A 16793-nucleotide genomic window follows, 5' to 3' on the forward strand; every position below is an offset into this window, starting at 1 on the left:
TCTACTCCAAAATAAACTTCTCTGCTACAGTGTCTCCTAAAAAGAGACCTTTCTTGGTCATGCGAACAATATCCTTGTCAGGCACCAAGAGCCCCTGCTGGGTCAATTCCTCAACCACTAATCCATATTGTTGGTCAAAATTCACACCAAACTTTTCTTCGAAACGCTTCTTGGAAACGCCTGTTTTCTTACGGAGTCCTAGAAACATCTCTTCTTCCATCATTTCTGTCTGACTCAGATGTTCTTCTTGGACACGCGCATTTCCCTTTTCGACCGCCTGCATATAGTGACGGATAGGCCCATGATTCTTATAGCGAACGCCATTGACATAGCCGGATGCACCAGCTCCTAAGCCATAATACTCCGCATTATTCCAATACATGAGGTTGTGCCGACTTTCAAAACCAGGCTTGGAGAAATTGGAAATTTCATAATGCTCAAAGCCCGCTCGCTCCAACTCCTGAATAATGTATTCAAACATCTCTGCTTCCAACTCCTCTTTTGGTAGAGGAAGCTTGCCCCGTCTCATGCGATTCATAAAGACTGTGTGATTCTCCAGAATCAAGCTATAAAGACTCATGTGGGGAATGTCAAGGGCAAGAGCCTTCGCAACATTCTCTTTGACCTGGTCCATGGTTTGTGTCGGAAGCGCATAGATGAGGTCGATCGAAATATTGTCAAAACCAGCCAGCTTCAGACGGTCGATATTGTCATAAATGTCCTGCTCTTGGTGACTTCGACCAATCTTCTTAAGTAAGCGATTATCAAAGGTCTGCACGCCCAATGAAACCCGATTAACCGGCGAATCTTTCAATACCGCAATCTTATCCGGATCCAAATCACCAGGATTGGCCTCGATGGTCAACTCCTCCATCTGAGACAGATCAAGCGACTTGGTCAGCTCCTTAAGAAGATAGGCTAGCTGATCTGCAGATAAGGCCGTCGGTGTCCCACCCCCGATATAGAGAGTCCGTAAGTTTGTAATTTCTTCCCGACGAAATTCTTGGATCAAATGATCTAGATAAGCATCGACCGGTTGGTTCTTAATAAAGACCTTCGAAAAATCACAATAAAAACAAATCTGGGTACAAAATGGGATGTGGACATAAGCGGACGTTGGTTTTGTATGCATATCTTTAATTATACCATAAAATCCCCCCGAGTCCGAAAAGAAAAGGGTGGATGACGCAAGGATTTCCTTGACAAGAAGGAATGAAAAGAATAGAATAAAACTAATCACATTCGGAGGTAAGGAGATATGAACAACTAAGTTTCGTTAAATAAGATACTTTATTTAGTGGACTGCTTGTTCTATCTCTTTTCGTGTGCCCTCTCGCCTATTGTCCAACTTTTTGTTGGCTTAATAAGGTCTTTTTCTGTTTGGGTTTCACTTGAATACAGCTCTACTAAATAGGTAGAGCTGTTTTTTTGTCCCAGTAGAAAGGAATCTTATGCTAAAACTATCCCACCTCACCATCCGCCACACAAAAGATTTACGCGATTTGGTTCGCGATCTGTCCCTAACTATTCATGAAGGGGAAAAAGTTGCCATTATTGGCGAAGAAGGAAATGGAAAGTCTTCTTTGCTTCATGTCCTTATGTCCCCAAAATCCCTACCAGATTATATGACCATAGAAGGTGAAATCACCACTTCTTTTCACTCCTATGCCTATATTCCCCAGACTTTGCCGGAAGCCTTGAAGGGAAAAAGCTTGGAAGAATATTTTTTTGGAGAGGATGAGCTAGACTATGCCACCCTCTACAGACTGGCTGATCAATTGCAATTTGATAGCGACCGCTTTGCGAGCGACCAAGCTATTGGAAGTCTATCTGGAGGAGAAGCCCTCAAAGTCCAACTGCTTCACGAACTTTGCCGTCCTCATGAATTGCTATTTTTAGATGAACCTTCAAACGATCTGGATTTGGAAACCCTGGACTGGCTCCAGCAGATGATCCAAACGAGCCCCCAAACCATCCTATTTATTTCCCATCATGAGGATTTTTTGACGCAGACGGCGGATACCATTATTCATCTAAGACAGATCAAACACCGCAAGGAGGCTGAAACCATTGTAGAGCACCTAGGCTATCAAGACTACAGTAGCCAGAGGGAGCAACAATTCAAGCAACAGACTCAGCAAGCTGCCAACGATCAACGAGCCTACCGAAAAACAATGGAGAAGCACCGTCGCGTCCGTCAGCAAGTCCAAACTTCCTTACGAAACACCAAGGATAGCACTGCCGGACGTCTCCTGGCAAAGAAAATGAAGTCCCTCCTCTCACAAGAAAAGCGCTACGAGCGAGAATTCCAATCCATGACTTCCCAACCCTATGATGAGGAAATCATTAATCTGCATTTCCCTTCCCTCACTCCCTTGTCTCCTCAAAAACGTGTCCTTCTCTTAGATCAAGAAGAGCTCGCAATTGGTGATCGTGTCCTGGTCAAGAACATCTCCCTCACACTTCAAGGGCAGGATAAGATAGGGATTATCGGTTCCAACGGTGTTGGGAAATCCACTCTCCTAAAAATGATCTGGGATCTTTTACAGGAGAATAAGAGTATCCGCACTGCCTATATGCCTCAAGATTACACTGAACGTCTCCCTCTGACTCAGACACCCGTTCAATTTCTACAGCATTCAGGTGATCGCGAAGAAATCAATACCATTCAATTGCATTTAGCCTCCCTCAACTTTACCTTTTCTGAAATGCATCATCCTATCTCTGAACTTTCTGGTGGCCAGCAAGGAAAACTCTTCCTCCTTCAATTAGTACTCACAAGTCCTCAGTTTCTGCTCTTGGACGAGCCTACTCGTAATTTTTCCCCCACTTCCCAACCAGAAATTCGTCGCCTATTTGCAGACTACCCAGGCGGACTGGTTACAGTCTCCCACGATCGGATCTTCCTCAAAGAAGTCTGCCAAAAAATCTATCGTCTGACTGAACATGGCTTGGTAGAAATAGAGGCTCTCTAACGTAAAAAAGATTGGCTAAAAAACCAATCTTGTAGAACGAAGAAAAAATGTTCTATTATACAAATCTAACAAATCCAGAGTTATCCAAGTCTCTATTGAAACTTTTCCGCCGTGAGAAAAGTGCCTGAAACGTAATAGTTTCAGGTACTCGGAATTATTGAGACCTTAGGCTCAATAATTAGTCATGGAACTTCGAAGAAGTTCGCTGACGTCCGTTCTCACCTAAGGAAAGTTTCTAAGAGGACTTTGTCTTCAATTTGAAAGATTGGCAAAAACCAATCTTTTTTCTAATTCTTCCCTGCCTCTTGTCCCATTTCTTGGGTGCGTTTGTAGGCAGCTTCCACACCTGCAATAATGTCGCCCCGTAGGCCGACTTGTTCTAAGCGGTTGACTCCTGCGATAGTTGAGCCACCTGGGCTACAAACTGCATCTCGCAAGCAAGCTGGGTGCTCACCTGTCTCTAGGACCATACTGGCGGCCCCTTTGAAAGTCTGAGCCGCCATCTGCAAGGCTTGCTCTCGTGAAATTCCCAAGGCTACCCCTGCATCCGCCATGGCCTCGATCATCTGATAGACAAAGGCTGGACCACAACCTGCGATAGCCGTTGCAGGATCCATCAATTTTTCTTCGATTTCATAGAGATCCCCAGCGCCTGCTAAGAGCTGTTTGACTTGGGCTACTTGCTGGTCTGTTACTGCTTGGGAGCGGGCCAGACTAATGACCCCTTGCCCAATGGCAACGGGCGTATTAGGCATGATGCGGATGAGCCCCAGCCGCTCATTTTTAACTATACTTGCCATTTGCTCCAGTTCCAGACCTGCTGCCATAGAAACCAACAGGAGATTGGAACGTTGGCCCAAAATGTCCTGGTACTCTTCAAGTAAAGGGCAGATTTGGTAGGGTTTGACACCTAAAAAGATCACTTCCGCCTCTTGAAAGACTTGTTCAAGATTAGACGCCGTTCCTCCATACTGGCTGATAAACTCTTCCACCTTTTGAGGGGAACGGTTGACCAAGAGCAGGTCAGTGCTAGCCACTTCTTTTGCGACAGCTTTGGCCAGACTAGCTCCCATATTTCCAAGACCGATAAATGCTACTTTCATGACTTACCTCACTTGACCATTTCCACTGACGATATACTTGTAACTGGTCATTTCCCGGAGTCCCATCGGTCCACGCGCATGGAGTTTTTGGGTTGAGATCCCCATTTCACAACCTAGGCCAAATTGTCCCCCGTCTGTAAAGCGTGTAGAAGCATTGACATAAACCGCTGCTGAATCTACTTGCTGGGTGAAATAAGCGGCTGTCTCAGGATTTTCAGTGACAATGGCATCCGAATGATGGGTGCTATGAGCTTCAATGTGGTCCACCGCTTCCTCGACTCCATCAACGATCTTAACTGCTAAAATATAATCTAAAAATTCGGTATCAAAATCCTGTTCCTGTGCTGCTGTTCCCGAAATGATAGCCTGTGCTTGCTCATCTAGGCGCAATTCAACGGATCTTTCCCGTGCATCCACTAAACGCTCTTTGACCAAGGGCAAGAAGTCAGACGCGATCGCTCGATCGACCAACAAAACCTCCATAGCGTTGCAGACAGAGGGGCGACTGGTCTTGGCATTTTCGATAATGACGAGGGCTTTCTGGAAATCAGCCTCCTTGTCCACATAGACATGGACAATGCCAGTTCCTGTCTCGATCACAGGGACAATGGCATTTTCAACCACCGCTTGGATCAATCCAGCACCACCACGTGGAATGAGCAAATCCAGATAGCCCTTAGCCTTCATCATAGCAAGGCTAGAAGCTCGACTCGTATCTTGGATCAGTTGGAGAAGATCTGGATTCAGTCCAGCTTCTTCCAATCCAGCCTTGAGGGCTGTCACGATCGCTTGAGCAGAATGAAAGGCATCCTTTCCAGTACGAAGAACCACTGCATTTCCACTCTTGATGGCAAGTGCCGCAGCATCCGACGTCACATTTGGGCGGCTTTCGTAAATGATGCCAATGACACCCATGGCGACTCGAACTTTCTGAATTTCAAGGCCATTTTCCAAGACTTCCGTATCCAGCATTTCCCCAATCGGATCTGGCAGGTCTATTAAAGCACGGATACCTTGTGCCATCCCTGCTATCCGCTCTTGATCAAGAAAGAGGCGATCCAGCATGACTTCAGAGATCTTCCCACGTGCCACTTCCATATCGATTTGATTGGCTGCTAAAATGGCTTCCGTCGCTTTCAAAAGCTGGCTAGCCATGGCCTCCAAGGCCTGATTTTTAAGAGCTGTGCTGGCTGTATTGATACTTTTCTTAGCTGATCTCGCTAAGGCTAATTGTTCTTGTGTTGTTCCCATACGTTTTCCTCTAAAATTCTGTAAAGAGTAGGTCAATCTCAGGAGTTACCGAGATCCAATCATCCCGGTGGATAAGGATTCCCTTAGCTTTTTTAGATTGGAGTAGATCGCGCACAGCTGATTGGCCGAGACGGACCTTGCCTTTTCCGAGTAATTGACCAGTCTCTTGATGATAGACGCTGACGATGTCGTGATAAGAGAAATCCCCTTCTGCCTTAGTCACACCAGAAATCAATAAACTCTTCCCATGATCCAACAGGGCTTCCGCTGCTCCAGCATCCACCCAAACGGCTCCTTTGCTTTCAGCATAAAAGGCTAGCCATTGCTTCTGGGTTTTTAAGCCCTTATCCTCTGCAAGGAAGTAACTGCCATCTGCTTGCTCTTGCGCAGCTTCGAGCAAGGCATCAGACTTGAGAGACGAGCAAATATAGACAGGAACCCCAGACTCTGTCGCCAGGGTCGCTGCCTTGAGTTTGGTCAGCATACCGCCAGTTCCATTGCTACTACCCGCACCTCCAGCCATCTCGATCATCTCGCGAGAAATGTGTTCGATTCGATCCAAGCGCTTAGCTGTTGGATCCTGAGAAGGATTGGCTGTATAGAGGCCATCTACATCTGTTAAAAGCACCAAAAGATCAGCTTGAACCATGGCTGCAACTTGCGCACTCAAGGTATCATTGTCACCAACTTTTAACTCGGCAATCGAGACCGTATCGTTTTCATTGATAATCGGGATGGCCCCACGATTAAGCAAGACAGAAAGGGCCTGATGAGCATTCTTATAGCGGCGCTGATCCGCAAAGTCATCCTGGGTCAACAAAATCTGCGCAGAAACAATGTTACGTAAAAGCAGGTTGGCTGTATATTCTTCCATCAATAAACCTTGACCAACTGCCGCAGAGGCTTGCTTGTCTGCCACCTTAATCGGCCGTTTCTTAAAACCAAGGGCACCAAACCCAGCAGCAACCGCCCCTGATGAGACCAAGATCAACTCATGGCCCGATTCGTGTAAGAGAGCCAACTGCTGGGTGATGACCTTGACCTTCTGTCTAGAGAGGCTCCCGTCTGGATTGGTCAAAGACGAGGTCCCTACTTTAAAGACGATTCGTTTTGCTTTCATCGCTGTGATTCTTTCTAATACTATTTATTTCGTATGTAATGAAAGTGACTGAATCTCCATTCAGCCATTCTCCATTATCCTTTTCGAAGGTCTTCCAGCGTTTTCTCAAAGATCGCTGGCACTTCTGCTGTAAATTCCAAAGTCTCTCCTGTGCGAGGGTGGGTGAAACCAAGTGTCCGCGCATGAAGAAACTGTCCTTGTCCTTTGAGTGTTTTCTTAGGTCCATAAGCAGGATCTCCAGCTACTGGATGGCCAATATAGGCCATATGCACCCGAATTTGGTGGGTCCGACCAGTCTCCAGTTGCAACTCTACCAGCGTGTAATCCCCAAAGCGTTCCAAGACTTGAAAACGGGTCACTGCAGGTTTTCCTTTAGCCGTCACTGCTTGTTTTTTCCGGTCCTTTTCACTGCGACCAATTGGTGCTTCGATCATGCCCCGATCGTTAGGAAGATTGCCATGGACAATGGCCCAATACTTCCGGAGAGATTTTTTGTCTTTGAGTTCCTCTGCTAAGGCGACGTGGGCTTGGTCATTTTTTGCGACCATCAAGAGGCCTGACGTGTCTTTGTCGATCCGATGAACGATCCCTGGACGCAATTCTCCATTGATCCCTGAAAGGTCCTTGACATGGTATAACAGTGCATTGACCAAGGTCCCGCTGGTGTGGCCGGCACTCGGGTGAACAACCATGCCTTGGGGTTTATTGACGACGACGACATCCTGGTCCTCATAGACGATGTCTAAGGGCAGATCTTCTGCTTCATAGCTGACCTCTTCCACTTCTGGGACTTCATACTGGATGATGTCTCCTTCTTTGACCGTATACTTAGCTTTTTTCACAGTTCCATTGACCAGAACTTTTCCTTCTTTGATCTGCTCATTGGCTACAGCTCGTGACAAGGGAGTCAAATCCGCCAAAGCCTTATCCAGTCGCGCACCGGCTACTTCGATTTTAATTTCCATGCGTTTCCTCTTTCAACATCAGGATCAGGAGCAAGAAAACTCCAACTGTCAAATAACTATCTGCTACATTAAAAATGGCAAAATTCATAAAATCCAGGTGGAACATATCGACCACAAAGCCCTGACGCAGGCGATCGATAAAATTCCCCAAGCCACCTGCAATCACCAAGGTCAAGCCCATCACCATCCAAAGCGACCCCTTAAGGTGCTTATAAAGATAGTAAAAGGCCCCTACCATCACGACTAGAGTGATGAGGGTAAAGAACCATTGCTGATTTTCAAGAAGTGAAAAAGCTGCACCTGTGTTTTGAAGATAGGTCAGGCTGACCACATGGGGAATAAAAGACTTAACGACACCCAGTGGAATGTTCTTGACTACATACCATTTGACCAACTGATCCAGTAGGACCAATAGCACAATTGCTACTGGAACCATTATTTTTCTCTTCATTTCTTACCTCTTTTGATCAAAATACTCTACCATGACCTCGACAAACTTCTCTGCTACAGGGGAGAGATCCATCTCTTCGCGTTTGACATAGACCATTTTATTGTCCAAGTTGTCTTCTAAAGGAATCACGGTAATACCATTCACTGACTGGCTATCTAAAAAGCCTGATCCTGTCGCATAAGCATCTGTCCGCTCCAAGATCCCATTCAAGGTGGCCCGGTCGGTTACATTGAACATTTGGGAGCTCGAACTGGTATCGACAAAATTCTCTGAATAATAGAGGTACTCATCTTTTTCTTGGGTAAAGCGAACAGTTGGCAATTGAGCTAGATCTTCCATGACCAGTTTTTTCTTCTTAGCCAGAGGGTGTCCCTTGCGAAGGTAAATATGAGTCTGAAAAGGAATCAAATCCACCACTTCAAGTCCTAATTTATCAACCCGTTGCATAATTCCCTTGGTATTTTGACGGTTGAGATAAATAATCCCCAACTCACTATGCCCTTGAGCCACTTCATCCAAAATTTGGACCGTCGTTGACTCAAAGATGCGGAAGTTTTTATTTTCCGGATAGCGGATCGAGAATTCCGTCATCAATGGTGGCAAGAAGTCATAGTGTTGACTAGAAATAGAGAATTCTTTCTTCTCTTCTTCAGGACTGGCATATTGATTTTGAAAAATATCAAACCCCTTAACCACGTCCTGCGCTTTTTCATAAAATTCCATTCCCCGACGGGTCAAAAATGTCCCCGAACTAGTTCGACGAAAAATTTTAAAGCCCAGTTCCTTTTCCAGATCGCGTACTGAAATAGACAAGCTCGGCTGACTCACATACATTTTTTCAGCAGCCTCACGAAAAGTACCACTATTGGCAATCGCCACTACATATCGTAATTGTTGTATATTCATTCTATTTTCCTTATTACAGTATCGATCTATTATACCATAAATTAGGGGCTGAAAGAAGAGATGCGTTTAAGAGACCTTCATCAAGTGAAAATAAAAAAACTGGAACTAAAACAGTTCCAGTTGATACTTATTCAATCACTTGAGTTTCAGCTACTTTCTTGTACCAATGAGCCGATTTCTTCGGATAGCGCTCTTGGGTTTCAAAGTCTACATAGAAGAGACCATAGCGTTTTTCGTAACCATTAGACCAAGAGAAGACGTCCATAAGAGACCAGATGAAGTATCCTTTGACGTTTGCACCATCAGCAATCGCATCCGACAAGACTTCCAAGTGTTGTTTCACATAATCAATCCGGCCATCGTCATAAACCGTATTGTCCACAAACTCATCTTTGTATCCAAGTCCGTTTTCAGTGATGTAGATCTTCTTGTAATTTGGATAATCTTTCTTGACACGCATGATTTGATCATACAAACCTTGAGGGTAGATGATCCAGTCCCAGTCAGTACGAGGTACATAGTCAGGAGCTACACGACGTCCAACACCTTTGATTTGGTATTTAGAGCTTCCTTTTTCCCCTTTACCATTATGAATGATTTCTGTTTCGCCATCAAAGGCTTCCATCCAATCACTCATGTAGTAGTTAATTCCAAGGAAGTCGTTCAAATCTTTAGCTGCTTCAAGTGATGCAAAGTCTTCGTCCCGAAGATCCAGACTACCACCATTAACTGAAAGAATGTGGTTTACCCCTTCCATGGTTGCATCTGAATAGTGTCCGAGGTAAGTCGCATCCAAGATAAACTTGTTGTGGATGATATCTTCCAACTCAGCAGCACGTACGTCTGCAGGATTTTTAGGATCCAATGGATACTTAGTTGGAAGTGCGTGAACAACCCCGATTTCACCTTTATAACCTTTGTCTTTGTACAATTTCACAGCACGTGCATGAGAAACCATCATATTGTGGTGAGATTGGAAGACTTTGGCAAGGTCATATTGAATACCTGGTGGGAATTTACCAACCAAGTATTGACCATCACCGATTGGGCCAATTTCATTGAAGGTTGTCCAGTAGTTGACTTCTGGGAATTCTTCAAAACAGAAAGCAGCATAATCTACAAAGTGTTCGATATTTTCACGATTCAAGAAGTCTCCATTTGAGTGAAGAGCTTCAGGAGTATCAAAGTGGTGAAGAGTTACGAATGGTTCTACATGACGTTTATGGCATTCTGCAAATAACTTATGATAGAATTCTACCCCTTTTGGATTGACTTCACCATAGCCAGTTGGGAAAATACGTGACCAAGCAATAGAAATACGAATTCCGTTTACGCCATATTCTTCCGCCAACTGTAAGTCTACTGGATATTTATGGTAGAAATCACTCGCTGGTTCAGCAGTATACCAATAGTTGTCTGCTAAATATTTATCCCATGCAACAGGTCCTTTACCGTCTGTATGAGTCGCACCTTCTGCCTGATAAGCTGCAGTTGCGCCACCAAAAATAAAATCTTTAGGAAGTGTTTTTGTCATATTTTCACCTATTTCTTGATTGGATAAAATGAAAAGCGAGGGGAGAGGAGTTAGTGAGCCATCCATCTCCATCTCACTTTTTAGTTCTTATTCTTCAAATTGAGCTTGAACAAAGGCTAGAGCACCTTTTCCATCACGGGTTAACTTGATGTACTGAGCACCTTCTGTCTTCGCCAATTTGATGCCTAGTTTATCTGTTTCAGCCTTCATATCTTCGAAGTTGGAAGCAACCTGAGGCGCCAAGATAACAAGGTCAAATTCTGGCAACATTTCACGGTGGGCTCCATAGCCACCTGCTGCAGCTTTAACTGGAACTTTATACTCTTCTGCGGCTTTATTCAAAGCATTGGCAAGAAGACCACTTGTTCCTCCACCAGCACAAAGAACGAGGACGTTTGTTTCTTCAGTAATTGTATTTTGTGCTGAATCTACTCCAGCTTTTTCAAGAATAGCATCTGCTTTTGCAGTGTTAAAGTTTGCAGCTACCTTTTCTTTTAATTCATCATTAGTTTTACCTGAACGTTCTTCTTCAAGAATTTGTTCATCATAAACCTTGAGGAATGGATAGTAGATAACAATATCTACTACAATTAACAATGCTGCAAGAGCGAATGATAAGAACTGGAAGTTTGTACCAAGAACAATACCAAGAGGTCCTGGTGTAGTCCATGGAAGGTTGGCAGTAAATGAGTTCATGCCAAGTGTTTCAATAAAGAACTTAAAGATCCATACGTTTGCAATTGGTGCAAAGATGAATGGGATAAAGAAGATTGGGTTCAAAACAAGTGGTGCACCAAACAAGATTGGTTCGTTTACACCAAAGAATGTAGGAACTACTGAAGCGCGTCCAATAGCACGATTTCGTTTCGATTTACATAACCACATAAACATGAACGGAACAACAAGAGTTGCACCAGTACCACCCATAGTGACGATGAACATTTGTGTACCAGATGTAAGGATCTTATCAGCGTGCATACCTTGTTGAAGGAGGTTCAAGTTGACTTCGGCATTTGCATAAGTGATCGCTGCAATCGCAGGCTCAACGATAGATGGGCCGTGAATACCAATAAACCAGAAGAATGCAAAGGCACCGAAAATAATCGTAATACCAACATAACCGTCTGCTGCTGAGAATAGTGGAGCAAGAAGGGTACCGATTGATTCAGCAACCGTTACATGAAGGCTTGCTTTCACAACTAATTCAAGTGCATACAAGAGTACAACTGACAATGTAAATGGAATCAGGTCTTTAAATACTTGTGAAATATTTGGTGGAACCTCGTCTGGCATGCGAATCGTCACATTATTTTTCACACAGACCTTATAAACATTAACGGTAACAAAGGCTGCAATGAAGGCTGTCAACAGACCTTTTGTACCCATGAAGGCTGTTAAGAATCCACCTTCTTTAGCAGGTTCGGCAGCCATGAGCAAGAAGCCAACCATAGAAGCCAACATTGTAGAAATGAAGTTGATTTGGTTAGTTGCTGGAAGGTCGCGGTTCATTGAATCAGTCAAAGCCTTAGCCGTTGTACCACCAACGAAGAAGGCCAAGATGCCCATAGAATAGCTATATGGAGTCATCAAGAAAGTTTCAATATCTTTAGACCAATGGAATCCCCAAGCGTTTGGTACATACGCAATTAGGATGAAGATAGATGAGAAAAGGATAACAGGCATCCCTGCAATAAAGCCATCCCGAATCGCTCGCAAATATTTGTTTCGAGAAATCTTTTCAAAGAAAGGTTTCCCTTTTTCAATCAGTTCAATCAGTTTATTCATTATTTCGCTCCTCTTTTATATAGTTCAATCAGATGGTGAATCACGTCTTTTAATAGGATTGTTGTCATGAGATGGTCTTGACCATGCATCATGGTAATGCTATAGGGGATTTCTTCTCCTGCTGCTTCATGCGCTAGCATGGTCGTTTGAGATTTGTGAGCCTCAGCGATACAAGACCCCGCTTCTTCTACTAAGGATTCTGCTTTAGCAAAATCACCATTTTCAGCAGCTTTTAAGGCTTCCACTAATTTTGATCGAGCGTCACCGGCATAAGCGACAATTTCAAAGCCAAGTAATTGGACTTCTTCTTTATTCATGTTGGTTCCTCCTTATGATACCTTTTGAAAATTTTTATAATAGACGTTGAATATGAAGGGCTAAATAGACTTTTTCATTAGGAGATATCTTGGCTCCTGTCTGTTCAGCGATGGTTTGGTAGATTTGATGACTAATCTCATAAGCCTTTGGATAACTTAGCTGAATCAGTTGTTCCATCTCGCTCAAACCTTCTGGATCTTCTCTTCCCTTATCTAGCGAATCTAGGAAATAATTGAGATGGATCATAAAGCGATCATAGAAATGACTGTTTTCTTCTTTCCGTTTCAATCCATTTTGAGCTAGTTTTTCTTCTACAGCTTTCAAAATAACTTGTCGGTCCTGAACATCTGGATCTTGCTCATGAATCATTTCCCCTTGTGCATTAATGAAATGATAAGCGATGCGATTCACTTCATCGTCAGGAAATTGATCCAAGAGCCGCTTTCGAAAGATCTCAATCGCTTCTTTTGCGATTTTATAGGGAATCGGATGCATAGCAGACACATCAGGAAGGTCACTGTATTTATATCTTCCCTGTTGAACTGCCTGGTAAGAACAAAAGATGTGATCTGTTAATGTCACATAGATATATTCTTGAACAGGATAGGCATATTTCTTAGACAAGGTATCAATCACTTCATAAGTGGTTGTAATGAAATCAAGAGGAACATTCTTTAGAAGGGCCATAAAGTTTTCTCTTGACTCATCCGTGTTTAAACGAAATACTTTTTCGACCTTATCATCAGCTACTAGATCATTTTTCTTTTTCCCAAATGCAATCCCACTCCCAATAACAATCAACTCTTGTTGTAGTTCATTTTGAACCAAAGCAACATTATTGTTCATTGGATGGATAATACGATACATGAGGCTCTCCTTTGTAAAATTTGTTAAAAGCAAATAAAAATGACCACGAAGCAACTGAAAAAACTAGCATACACTAATTGTTCAGTCTACTTGTGGTCACGCCTAATCTAACTTAGTAACGCTCACTGCTATTCAACTTATAAACTTATTCTATCATAAACTTTTTGTTTTGTAAACCCTTACAGCGAAAATTTTTAAACATTTTTTTATAAAAAATAAACAAGACCTTGAAATAATGAAGAGGCTGGGATAAAAGTCCTAGCCTCTCAATCATCTTTGGATTGTCGAGCAAGACGCAGTGGTTGAGTGGGCTCTACTACGCTGATTTCATCAGCTTTTACAGCCCTACTCAACTGTGCGGAGGTGGGACGACGAAATCGAATTCTACCGAATGACCGATTACTGTCCCACTCTCTAACTGTTGCTTTAGGAGGCAATCATCATTGAATCTTATACGCGTTCTGTCCAAGGTGTTGCTACTTTATCCAAGACTGCGTTCAATTCTTCAATATTTTGACGCCCTTCTGTACGAAGCCATTCACGAGCAGCTGCTTCTCCATCTTTGATGTAAGCTTCTACTGAACCTGCCCATGTCGCACGTCCACAAAGAACGCCGTTGAAGTTTGCACCAGATGCATGAGCAAATTCCAAGGTTTCTTGGAAGAGTTTTGCAGATACACCTGCACTGAGGTAGATGTATGGAAGGTTGGTTGCTTCTTCTTGTTCTTTGAAGAAAGCAGCTGCTTCTTCACGACTATAGACAACTTCTCCTTCTCCAAATCCTTCCACGAAGTTCACATTAACTGGAACCTCCACTTTCAAGACATCGATATTGAAACGAGGATCTGAGAAGACTTTCATAGCCTCAATCACCTTACGAGGTTTCAATTTCGCATATTCAGCAGAGGTTGCATCTGCAATTCCTTCATCATAAGCCAAGATTTCAAGGAAGAATGGAATGTCTTCTGCCACACATTCTGAACCGATGCGTTCGATATAAGCTTGTTTTTCTTGGTTGAGTTCATCTGCACTGTCTACATCATAGTAGAGCAAGAACTTCACAGCATCTGCGCCTTGTTCTTTGATGCGTTTTGCTGACCAAAGGTTCAAGCAGTCTGGCAAGCGCTTGGTGCTTGATGTATCGTAACCTGTTTTTTCATAGGCAAGTAAGAGACCAGCATCTTTGTCCAAGGCTTTTGTAGCAGGTAGACCATATTCTGGGTCCAATAACATAGATGAAGCATATTTTGTCAATTCATCAGCTACAAGGACTTTTAATTCTTCCATTTGTGCTACTGTTGGTTCTGTGTCTTGATATTTGGCCATCAAGCGTTTCAAAGCTCCACGTTGGTCGAAGGCCAAAGCTGAAATGACACCGTCTTTTGTGCTGAGACGTTCCAAATAGTTGCGTTTTTGTTCTGTTAATACCATTTTATACCTCTTTTACGATTAATTGTTGATACAAGGCATCATAGTGCCCCATGTTGACATGTCCTGTTTGTGCTTCTTGTGCATTTAACATTCCAAGAACATTTGCTTTCTTGAGCAAGTCTGCGTCACTCTCATGATGATAGAGACCAGATGCAATCCCTGCAACAGTCGAATCACCAGATCCAACTGGATTGACGACATCAATCTTAGGAATATCTACCTTATAGAAGACATCCCCATGTTTAGCGAAAGCGCCATTTGCACCAAGGGAGACAATCACCCATTCGATGCCATCAAAGAGAGAATCCTGAAGAACTTCTTTTAAGTCTTCCACATTCTTACTCACTTCTTTTCCTAACAACTGTGATAATTCTTCATTGTTTGGTTTAATGACCGTAGGCTTGACAGCTGCTTGAATGGCAGCTTCTAAAGAAGCTCCCGAGCAATCAAGTACGACTGGTTTCCCAGCTTCCCTTGCAATCTTGACAAGGATAGCATAGTAGTCCACTGGTAAACCAGCAGGAAGACTTCCAGAGATGGCAACAACCTCTACTTGTTCAACCAAGTGACGATAATGGTCGAGAAAGTCTTGGCCTTCTTTCTCAGAAATGGTTGGACCTTTTTCTAAGATTTCTGTTTGCTTGCCTTCGTGAAGGATGGCGATACAATTACGTGTATCTCCAGCAATTTCAAAGAAACGTTCCTCTATCCCTTCTCCTAAATGATCGAGAATGAATTGCCCCGTCCGACCACCAAGTAGGCCAGTCGTTGCCACTGGATCCTTTATCTCAGAAAGTACACGAGTAACGTTAAGACCTTTCCCACCAGCTGTCTTACTCACCTCAGCTACACGATTGACTGTATCCAACTGGAGTACATCCAAAGGATAAGAAATATCAATCGAAGGGTTCATTGTGACCGTTAATATCATACGTCACCTCTTAATCGTGATATTCACCACGGTCCCATTTTTCAAGGAATTCTGTAAAGAAATCAGCATCCGCTTGATGAGCATTATGGGTTTCCACATGTTGGATCTTAGCGATCAATTTTTTATTTTCTTCAGTTGGTTTGTATTCTGCGTTGATGAATGCTTCAATGATATCGCACATGAGCAATTCACCAGTGATCTTACCACCAAAACCGATCACATTCGCGTTCAATTTCTCTTTAGCATAAAGAGCAGTTGTCATATCGCGTACCAAGGCTGAACGGATACCAGGTACTTTGTTAACAGCATTGTTAATCCCAACACCTGTACCACAGATACAAACACCAAGATCTGCCTGGCCACTTGCTACAGCTTCACCGACTTTTTTACCAAAGATTGGATAGTGGGTACGTGTATGGTCATAAGTCCCAAAGTCGAGTACTTCATATCCTTTTGATTTCAAAAAATCAGAAACAGCCATTTTTTCATTTGTCACAATGTGATCACAACCAATTGCAATTCTCATTTGAATTCTCCTCTCATTAGCACATCTTATTCAACATATCGACACGGATTTGGTGACGGCCACCGTCGTATTTACCATTGACGAAGCCTTTGGCAATGTTCTTGGCCAATTCATCCCCAACAATTTCAGCACCCATGGTAATCATTCGAGAATTGTTGTGTCCACGTGTCATATAAGCAGAACGTTCATCTGAAACTTCTGCTGCTACCATTCCTTTGATTTTAGTTGCAACCATAAATGGACCAGCTCCGTAAGCATCAATTACGATTCCAAGATTTTGATCGTTTTTGTTCACTTCGCTCGCAACTGCAAGTGTGACATCTACAAAATCTTGACCTTCAGCAGTTACATCCACAACATCAAAGTTTTCTTTTACAAGAAACTCTTTCACGAGATCTTTTAATCTTAATCCTGCAGCATCTGCACCAATTACAATAGACATGTCCTGTCCTCCTTTTGTTCGTTTCAGCAAATATCCCTGTTGTTAAATTTTCACAAAGAAACATTTTCTCACTTTTGATATTATATTACACCTATTTTGAACGAAAGTCAACATTAAATTGTTTATTTTCGAACATTTTTTAAAATAAAAACACCATATCCACAACAGATATGGTGTCAGTTTTCAAA

At 43.0% G+C, this 16793-nt stretch carries 16 protein-coding genes; 1 reads left to right on the top strand and 15 read right to left on the bottom strand.

The annotated features are described in order from the left end of the window. Window position 1 precedes the first annotated feature (1 nt). Window positions 2-1132 (bottom strand): radical SAM family heme chaperone HemW, encoded by a 1131-nt coding sequence (hemW, locus tag HMPREF1195_RS03495; RefSeq protein ID WP_023918355.1) that lies wholly within the window; start codon window positions 1130-1132, stop codon window positions 2-4. Window positions 1133-1451: 319 nt separating this feature from the next. Between hemW and HMPREF1195_RS03500 the strand changes: the two genes are divergently transcribed. After that, window positions 1452-2975, top strand: coding sequence for an ATP-binding cassette domain-containing protein (locus HMPREF1195_RS03500; RefSeq protein ID WP_023918357.1), 1524 nt, complete (start codon window positions 1452-1454; stop codon window positions 2973-2975). Between the two features lie 287 nt (window positions 2976-3262). On the opposite strand, the gene proC is transcribed toward HMPREF1195_RS03500, so the two are convergent. The 14 genes from proC to lacA form a co-directional block, all read right to left on the bottom strand. Continuing rightward, window positions 3263-4078 carry a pyrroline-5-carboxylate reductase gene (gene proC, locus HMPREF1195_RS03505; protein WP_023918358.1) on the bottom strand — a complete coding sequence of 272 codons (816 nt, stop codon included), beginning with the start codon at window positions 4076-4078 and terminating at the stop codon, window positions 3263-3265. 3 nt (window positions 4079-4081) lie between these two features. Continuing rightward, window positions 4082-5329 carry a glutamate-5-semialdehyde dehydrogenase gene (locus HMPREF1195_RS03510; protein ID WP_023918359.1) on the bottom strand — a complete coding sequence of 416 codons (1248 nt, stop codon included), beginning with the start codon at window positions 5327-5329 and terminating at the stop codon, window positions 4082-4084. A 10-nt stretch (window positions 5330-5339) separates the two neighbouring features. Continuing rightward, window positions 5340-6449: a glutamate 5-kinase gene (gene proB / locus HMPREF1195_RS03515; RefSeq protein WP_023918360.1), complete on the bottom strand. Its 1110-nt coding sequence runs from the start codon at window positions 6447-6449 to the stop codon at window positions 5340-5342. A gap of 74 nt (window positions 6450-6523) precedes the next feature. Continuing rightward, window positions 6524-7414, bottom strand: a complete 891-nt coding sequence (locus HMPREF1195_RS03520; RefSeq protein ID WP_023918361.1) for an RluA family pseudouridine synthase — start codon at window positions 7412-7414, stop codon at window positions 6524-6526. Continuing rightward, window positions 7404-7865, bottom strand: a complete 462-nt coding sequence (lspA, locus tag HMPREF1195_RS03525) for a signal peptidase II (RefSeq protein WP_023918362.1) — start codon at window positions 7863-7865, stop codon at window positions 7404-7406. Before lspA ends, HMPREF1195_RS03520 begins: the two co-directional genes overlap by 11 nt. Window positions 7866-7868: 3 nt before the next feature. After that, window positions 7869-8771, bottom strand: a complete 903-nt coding sequence (locus tag HMPREF1195_RS03530) for a LysR family transcriptional regulator (protein WP_003001728.1) — start codon at window positions 8769-8771, stop codon at window positions 7869-7871. 127 nt (window positions 8772-8898) lie between these two features. Further along, window positions 8899-10305 carry a 6-phospho-beta-galactosidase gene (gene lacG, locus HMPREF1195_RS03535; RefSeq protein ID WP_329601242.1) on the bottom strand — a complete coding sequence of 469 codons (1407 nt, stop codon included), beginning with the start codon at window positions 10303-10305 and terminating at the stop codon, window positions 8899-8901. A gap of 87 nt (window positions 10306-10392) precedes the next feature. Further along, window positions 10393-12090, bottom strand: a complete 1698-nt coding sequence (locus HMPREF1195_RS03540) for a lactose-specific PTS transporter subunit EIIC (RefSeq protein ID WP_023918364.1) — start codon at window positions 12088-12090, stop codon at window positions 10393-10395. Then, window positions 12090-12407, bottom strand: a complete 318-nt coding sequence (locus HMPREF1195_RS03545; RefSeq protein ID WP_003007713.1) for a PTS lactose/cellobiose transporter subunit IIA — start codon at window positions 12405-12407, stop codon at window positions 12090-12092. Before HMPREF1195_RS03545 ends, HMPREF1195_RS03540 begins: the two co-directional genes overlap by 1 nt. 34 nt (window positions 12408-12441) lie before the next feature. Continuing rightward, window positions 12442-13275: a PRD domain-containing protein gene (locus HMPREF1195_RS03550; RefSeq protein ID WP_023918365.1), complete on the bottom strand. Its 834-nt coding sequence runs from the start codon at window positions 13273-13275 to the stop codon at window positions 12442-12444. Between the two features lie 450 nt (window positions 13276-13725). Next, window positions 13726-14706, bottom strand: a complete 981-nt coding sequence (gene lacD / locus HMPREF1195_RS03555; RefSeq protein ID WP_023918366.1) for a tagatose-bisphosphate aldolase — start codon at window positions 14704-14706, stop codon at window positions 13726-13728. A gap of 1 nt (window position 14707) precedes the next feature. Next, window positions 14708-15637, bottom strand: a complete 930-nt coding sequence (locus HMPREF1195_RS03560; RefSeq protein ID WP_023918367.1) for a tagatose-6-phosphate kinase — start codon at window positions 15635-15637, stop codon at window positions 14708-14710. Between the two features lie 10 nt (window positions 15638-15647). After that, complete coding sequence (lacB, locus tag HMPREF1195_RS03565; protein ID WP_023918368.1) at window positions 15648-16163, bottom strand: galactose-6-phosphate isomerase subunit LacB; 516 nt, start codon at window positions 16161-16163, stop codon at window positions 15648-15650. 16 nt (window positions 16164-16179) lie between these two features. After that, window positions 16180-16605 carry a galactose-6-phosphate isomerase subunit LacA gene (lacA, locus tag HMPREF1195_RS03570; RefSeq protein WP_003007724.1) on the bottom strand — a complete coding sequence of 142 codons (426 nt, stop codon included), beginning with the start codon at window positions 16603-16605 and terminating at the stop codon, window positions 16180-16182. Window positions 16606-16793: the final 188 nt, after the last annotated feature.

Source organism: Streptococcus parasanguinis CC87K (assembly GCF_000507765.1).
Taxonomy (GTDB): domain Bacteria; phylum Bacillota; class Bacilli; order Lactobacillales; family Streptococcaceae; genus Streptococcus; species Streptococcus parasanguinis_J.

Excerpts from the sequence above, each read along its gene's own strand:
- lacG (WP_329601242.1), bottom strand. The coding sequence starts at position 10,305 with ATGACAAAAACACTTCCTAAAGATTTTATTTTTGGTGGCGCAACTGCA.
- HMPREF1195_RS03550 (WP_023918365.1), bottom strand. The coding sequence starts at position 13,275 with ATGTATCGTATTATCCATCCAATGAACAATAATGTTGCTTTGGTTCAA.
- hemW (WP_023918355.1), bottom strand. The coding sequence starts at position 1,132 with ATGCATACAAAACCAACGTCCGCTTATGTCCACATCCCATTTTGTACC.
- proC (WP_023918358.1), bottom strand. The coding sequence starts at position 4,078 with ATGAAAGTAGCATTTATCGGTCTTGGAAATATGGGAGCTAGTCTGGCC.
- lacA (WP_003007724.1), bottom strand. The coding sequence starts at position 16,605 with ATGTCTATTGTAATTGGTGCAGATGCTGCAGGATTAAGATTAAAAGAT.
- lacD (WP_023918366.1), bottom strand. The coding sequence starts at position 14,706 with ATGGTATTAACAGAACAAAAACGCAACTATTTGGAACGTCTCAGCACA.
- HMPREF1195_RS03500 (WP_023918357.1), top strand. The coding sequence starts at position 1,452 with ATGCTAAAACTATCCCACCTCACCATCCGCCACACAAAAGATTTACGC.
- HMPREF1195_RS03560 (WP_023918367.1), bottom strand. The coding sequence starts at position 15,637 with ATGATATTAACGGTCACAATGAACCCTTCGATTGATATTTCTTATCCT.
- proB (WP_023918360.1), bottom strand. The coding sequence starts at position 6,449 with ATGAAAGCAAAACGAATCGTCTTTAAAGTAGGGACCTCGTCTTTGACC.
- HMPREF1195_RS03540 (WP_023918364.1), bottom strand. The coding sequence starts at position 12,090 with ATGAATAAACTGATTGAACTGATTGAAAAAGGGAAACCTTTCTTTGAA.
- lacB (WP_023918368.1), bottom strand. The coding sequence starts at position 16,163 with ATGAGAATTGCAATTGGTTGTGATCACATTGTGACAAATGAAAAAATG.
- HMPREF1195_RS03545 (WP_003007713.1), bottom strand. The coding sequence starts at position 12,407 with ATGAATAAAGAAGAAGTCCAATTACTTGGCTTTGAAATTGTCGCTTAT.
- lspA (WP_023918362.1), bottom strand. The coding sequence starts at position 7,865 with ATGAAGAGAAAAATAATGGTTCCAGTAGCAATTGTGCTATTGGTCCTA.
- HMPREF1195_RS03530 (WP_003001728.1), bottom strand. The coding sequence starts at position 8,771 with ATGAATATACAACAATTACGATATGTAGTGGCGATTGCCAATAGTGGT.
- HMPREF1195_RS03510 (WP_023918359.1), bottom strand. The coding sequence starts at position 5,329 with ATGGGAACAACACAAGAACAATTAGCCTTAGCGAGATCAGCTAAGAAA.
- HMPREF1195_RS03520 (WP_023918361.1), bottom strand. The coding sequence starts at position 7,414 with ATGGAAATTAAAATCGAAGTAGCCGGTGCGCGACTGGATAAGGCTTTG.